The organism is Nesterenkonia salmonea, assembly GCF_005771525.1.
Classification (GTDB): domain Bacteria; phylum Actinomycetota; class Actinomycetes; order Actinomycetales; family Micrococcaceae; genus Nesterenkonia; species Nesterenkonia salmonea.
On sequence record NZ_VAVZ01000075.1, the window covers coordinates 1 to 4,875 of the forward strand.

Sequence of the window (4,875 nt, forward strand, 5' to 3'; positions counted from 1 at the left end):
ATATGGACCATCAACACCCCTGGGATGCTGGGGGTGAGACCACCGGGACCAACATGTGGGCGTTATGTAGGAGACATCACCGGATGAAATCCCACGGCCACCTCAACCCACCACCCCCGGCCAAGTCCCCACCAACGAAACCACCGCCAGGGAAGCCGAACCCCAACCGGGGCCACCACCGATCCCGATCACCTGATCACGGGCAGAAACCGGCCCTAGCTGAGCCTGCCCTAGGGGCACCCACCATGATGTGGGCACCCAGCACCATNCCTAGCTGAGCCTGCCCTAGGGGCACCCACCATGATGTGGGCACCCAGCACCATAACCATCAAATACTGAGCGAGAATTCCAGTGAGTGAATGAGCCCGCAGATCTCAGGCGCGCAGCCCGGTGATCGCCATGCAATCTTGCTTTGGCCCAAGGACTCCGCGCTTTCCCAGGCCCTATATCTCCAATAGGCGGCGACGCTCCGCTTCAACGTCATAATCCGCAGGGGGCCAGCGCAGGTTGAGGTCAGCGAGCGCAGCGATCAGGATTTCCTGTACCACCAACCTGGAGTACCACTTGCGATCCGCACCGACCACATGCCAAGGTGCGTAGTCAGCGTCAGTAGCCTCCATTAGGCTCGAATAGACGGTCTGGAAGGTGCCAAACTCGCGGCGGGCATCCGCATCCGAGGGATCGTACTTCCAATGCTTGTGAACCCGGTACAAACGAGACACTAAACGGTCCAACTGCTCACTCGCTGACACGTGGAGCATCACTTTCACGATCACGAACCCATGGCGAACCAGTTCACTTTCAAAGTGCTGCAAGGTCTCCACCCGCTCAGCCAACTCATCAGCGTCATGTGTTCCGGTCACCGCAGGCACCAGCACATCCTCATAGTGCGAGCGATCAAACACACCAACGTGACCGGGCCTCGGCAGTCGACGGATTATTCGCTCCAAGTAGTGCTCCTTGAGCTCCTGCTCCGTGGGTTTACCGAATGCAGTCACATGCACCCCCAGCGGATCCATCATGCTCACCACTGACTTCACCATCCCGCCCTTGCCCGAAGCGTCCATTCCCTGGAGGACCAGCAGCACGCGTGGCCCGGGCTTCAGCTCCTCAAGGAGCTTCTCCACCTTGGAGCCAAGAAGTTCCTTTCGGCGAGCTGCGTCCTCGTCTTTCTCAGGGGCGCGTGCGGCGATCGCCTGCACCACTGCCTTGCGCTCATCCTCAGGTGCGGCAAACTCATGCGCCCAGAGGACTTCCTGGAGGTCCGCCAGCAGCTCGCCCCGCTCCTTCAGAGCCTTCTTCCCCGCCTTCTTCCCCTCATCAAATCCGGCACGACGCCGCGTCGGCACCGCAGACAAATCCAGTGGCGAGTCGAACCTATTGACCCTCCACAGACTCCGTGGGTCGGCGTCAAGAGGGTTTGCGCCCGGATCAGGTCCAGGCACCCCGGATAGCTTGACGTTCAACTGCTCAGAGTTCGCGATCATCAGTGGCATCCTCATCGTTGGGGGCGGATTGACCCATCCAATCAGATGCACCTGACTGCAGCACGCGGCGGATCCCCACCATCTCGGTACCTGGTGGCAGAGTGGAGTCATGGACTGGCCAATGATTTTCCTAGGGTTTCTGCTAGGTGGCGCTATCGGCGCCGCTATCTGCTGGGCCCTCACCCGCCGACAATACGACGCTGCCACCGCGGCCTTGGCTGAATCACAGCAGTCCCTCGCTGCAGCACGGGGCAGGCTGGAGGAGATCGAACGTCGCCGAGGCGAGGACCACGACACCGCGCAGGAACGTGAGTCACTGCTGGAGATGCTCCATCCAGTCCGGCAAGGTGTCACCGATGTCCAGCGGCGTATACAAGAGCTGGAACGTGAGCGTGCCGCACAGCACTCCCAACTCAGTCTTCAGCTGAGGAACGCAGCTCAGTCTGATGCCACCATCATCGAATCCACGCAGGCGCTGCTGGGTTCTCTGCACTCCACCTCAGCCCGTGGCTACTGGGGAGAGGTCCAACTGCGTCGAGTAGTCGAAGCTGCTGGGATGCTGCCTCATGTCGACTTCACCGAACAGCACACTGGGACCGGCTCTGGAGGAGAAACCCTGCGGCCAGATATGGTCGTCAAACTTCCCGGTGGGCGGCACCTGGTCATCGACGCCAAAGCTCCCCTCCACGCCCAAGACTCCACGCTGCAGGCGAAGGCGCTGCGAGCCAGAGTGGATGAGCTGTCCAAGAAACGCTACTGGGAGGCAGTAGAACTCTCCCCCGACGTGGTGTTCTGCTTCCTGCCAGCCGAGTCGCTTCTCTCAGCTGCACTCAACTCAGATCCCGGCCTGCTGGACCGGTCCTTGGCGAAGGGCGTGACCCTGGTCTCTCCTTCCTCCCTTCTTGCAGCCCTCAAAGCTGTCGAGACCGCTTGGCGGCAAGAGCGGTTGGCAGCCAACATCACAGAAGTCGTGAACAACTCGCGGGAGCTCTATAAGCGCCTGGCCACCATGAGTGGACACCTCACCGATACGGGCACACGCCTTTCCCAGGCGGTGGCCTCATACAACAAGCTGATCGGCAACATTGAGCGCCGTGTTCTCCCGCAGGCCGAGGCATTGGGACGCCTCGAAGTCGGCGAAGCGACTGCAGGAAGTCTGGAAGATCTCGGAGAAACACTTAGGGCCGAGCGAGTTAACGCTGCCGTCAACCCACTCGGCCCTCGACTCTCAGACGAGAGTTCAGCTACAACGTGAGCCCGAAGACCCACACCAGCAGGGTCATGGAAACGATCGTAATGACCACCACTCCAATGAGGTTGAGCAGGAAACCACCCTTAATCATTTGGCCGATGGTGACATAGCCGGAACCGTAGGCAATAGCGTTCGGCGGCGTGGCAACCGGGAGCATGAACGCGCAGGTAGCTGCCAGGGCCACCGGAGCGGCCAACACCAGTGGGTCAACACCAGTGCCCATAGCCACACCCGATGCGACAGGAAGGAACGTCGCCGCCGTGGCCGTATTGGATGTCATCTCAGTCAGGATGAGGATGCCCAGCGCCGTCACGGCCACCAAGACCCACACCGGTATACCGGCAAGACCTTCGACCTGTCCGCCCAGCCACTCGGAGAGACCCGAATCACCGAACTGGCCAGACAGTGCCAAGCCGCCACCGAAGAGCAGCAGCACGCCCCACGGCAGTTTCACCGCATAGTCCCAGTCCAAAAGGCGAACGCCTTTCTTCGCGTCGCCCCCGGCGGGCAGCAGGAACAGCAGCAGCGCCACGCACATGGCAATACCGGCATCATCAATGAAGGGCTCAGTGTCCTCCTCGAGAACGCCGAATGCAATGAGCGCATCAGTGCCCAGAGGTATCGAGACCCAAGACAAAGCCGCCAGAATGAAGATCAGCAGCGTCCGGATCTCACCCTGGCTCATCGAGCCAAGCTTGCTCAATTCGTTGCGAATCAGGTCACCGCCGCCTGGAATATTGTCCATCTCCGGACGGAAGATCACCTTTGTCAGCAAGAACCAGGTGATGGCCATCATGACGATCGACATTGGCACGCCCACCAGCATCCAATGCCCGAAAGTAATCGGCATATCGTGATATTCACGCATATGACCCGCGAGCAGCGTGTTGGGCGGAGTGCCGATGATAGTGCCCAAGGACCCGACTGAGGCGGCATAGGCAATACCCAACATGAGGGCGGTGCCGAAGTTGGATTTGATGACCGTCTGCTTGGTATCCTCATCCTCCTCGCCGGCATCACCCACCGACTCCGGGTCCTCGCCCGCGAGAATTTTGCGAACCAGCATCAGCACCGAAATACCGATCGGAAGCATCATGACTGCAGTGGCCGTGTTTGAAACCCACATGGAGAGGAAACCTGTGGCAATCATGAACCCGGCGATGAGCGACGTCGGCTTGGAACCCATGAACCGGAGGGTGACCAAGGCAATACGCCGGTGAAGATTCCACCGCTGCATCGCCAACGCCAGCATGAAGCCGCCCATGAAAATGAAGATGATGTTGTTGCCGTATGACGCCCCCACGTCATCAAAGGAGACTCCCCCGGCGGGCTCATCACCCGATCCCGTTTCTCCCTCAGGCACCAATATGGGGAAAACAATGAGTGGGATAAGCGCCGTAGCGGGAATCGGTATGGCCTCGGTCATCCACCAAATCGCCATGAGAACGGCCGTGGCGGCAGTCAGCCGGGGCCACATCTCAATGTCCGCCGGCATGATGAAGTAGATAAGAACTGCGCCCAGGGCCCCACCAAAGAGGCCGATCAAACGGCGAGCCAGAGTCGGTTTCGCAAAACCTTCCGCTTGGTGCCCAGCCGAGAGATGAGACTGTTCACGCCCCGACTGTTCCTTAGGATCGTACTGCTTCAAATGGGCCCCGGTGACTCGGGAACGGGGATGCGTCACCTTCGTCGGCTCCTTGCACATGTGTTGTGATTCACAGGGGACAGGAGGAACCCTACCCTGTACGGCCTCGGTGAGCCATAACTGTGAAGCCCCTTCACTCCCGCGGCAAAACCGCCACGACCAGGGCCGTTGCCACCACGGTCAGTGCGATCACCATCGCCACCGTTCCTGCCCACCCCGCGCCAGCGAGAAAAATTCCGCCCAAGTATCCGAACAGAGACGAGCCCCCGTAGTACCCCACGTTGTAGAGGGAAGCAGACTGAGAGCGGCCGGCGACTGCCAGTGCGCCCGACCAGCCCGATGCCACCGCATGCGAGGCGAAGAATCCGCCGGTGAGCACGACCATCCCCAGAACAATCACCCACACATTTGGCACCAGAGTCAGGAGCGGGCATTATCGCCGCAGAAGTTACAGGCTGTGGACGTAAAGGGAGCATCGTTCTTCTGATGAC

General features: G+C 60.2%; 4 protein-coding genes. 1 reads left to right on the forward strand and 3 read right to left on the reverse strand.

Features of this window, described 5'->3' with window-relative positions; translation table 11 throughout:
* Positions 1-443: 443 nt before the first annotated feature.
* Positions 444-1,487 carry a PPK2 family polyphosphate kinase gene (locus tag FEF26_RS15045; protein ID WP_138254353.1) on the reverse strand — a complete coding sequence of 348 codons (1,044 nt, stop codon included), beginning with the start codon at positions 1,485-1,487 and terminating at the stop codon, positions 444-446.
* 109 nt (positions 1,488-1,596) lie between these two features.
* Between FEF26_RS15045 and FEF26_RS15050 the strand changes: the two genes are divergently transcribed.
* Entirely contained in the window at positions 1,597-2,742 is a 1,146-nt protein-coding gene (locus tag FEF26_RS15050) for a DNA recombination protein RmuC (RefSeq protein WP_138254354.1), read from the forward strand.
* Here the strand turns inward: FEF26_RS15050 and FEF26_RS15055 are convergent.
* The gene (locus FEF26_RS15055) at positions 2,732-4,423 is read right to left on the reverse strand and encodes an SLC13 family permease (protein WP_243730621.1); all 1,692 of its coding nucleotides are present in this window, start codon (positions 4,421-4,423) and stop codon (positions 2,732-2,734) included. The genes FEF26_RS15050 and FEF26_RS15055 overlap by 11 nt on opposite strands.
* 94 nt (positions 4,424-4,517) lie before the next feature.
* Positions 4,518-4,799: a hypothetical protein gene (locus FEF26_RS15060; RefSeq protein ID WP_208012955.1), complete on the reverse strand. Its 282-nt coding sequence runs from the start codon at positions 4,797-4,799 to the stop codon at positions 4,518-4,520.
* Positions 4,800-4,875 lie beyond the last annotated feature (76 nt).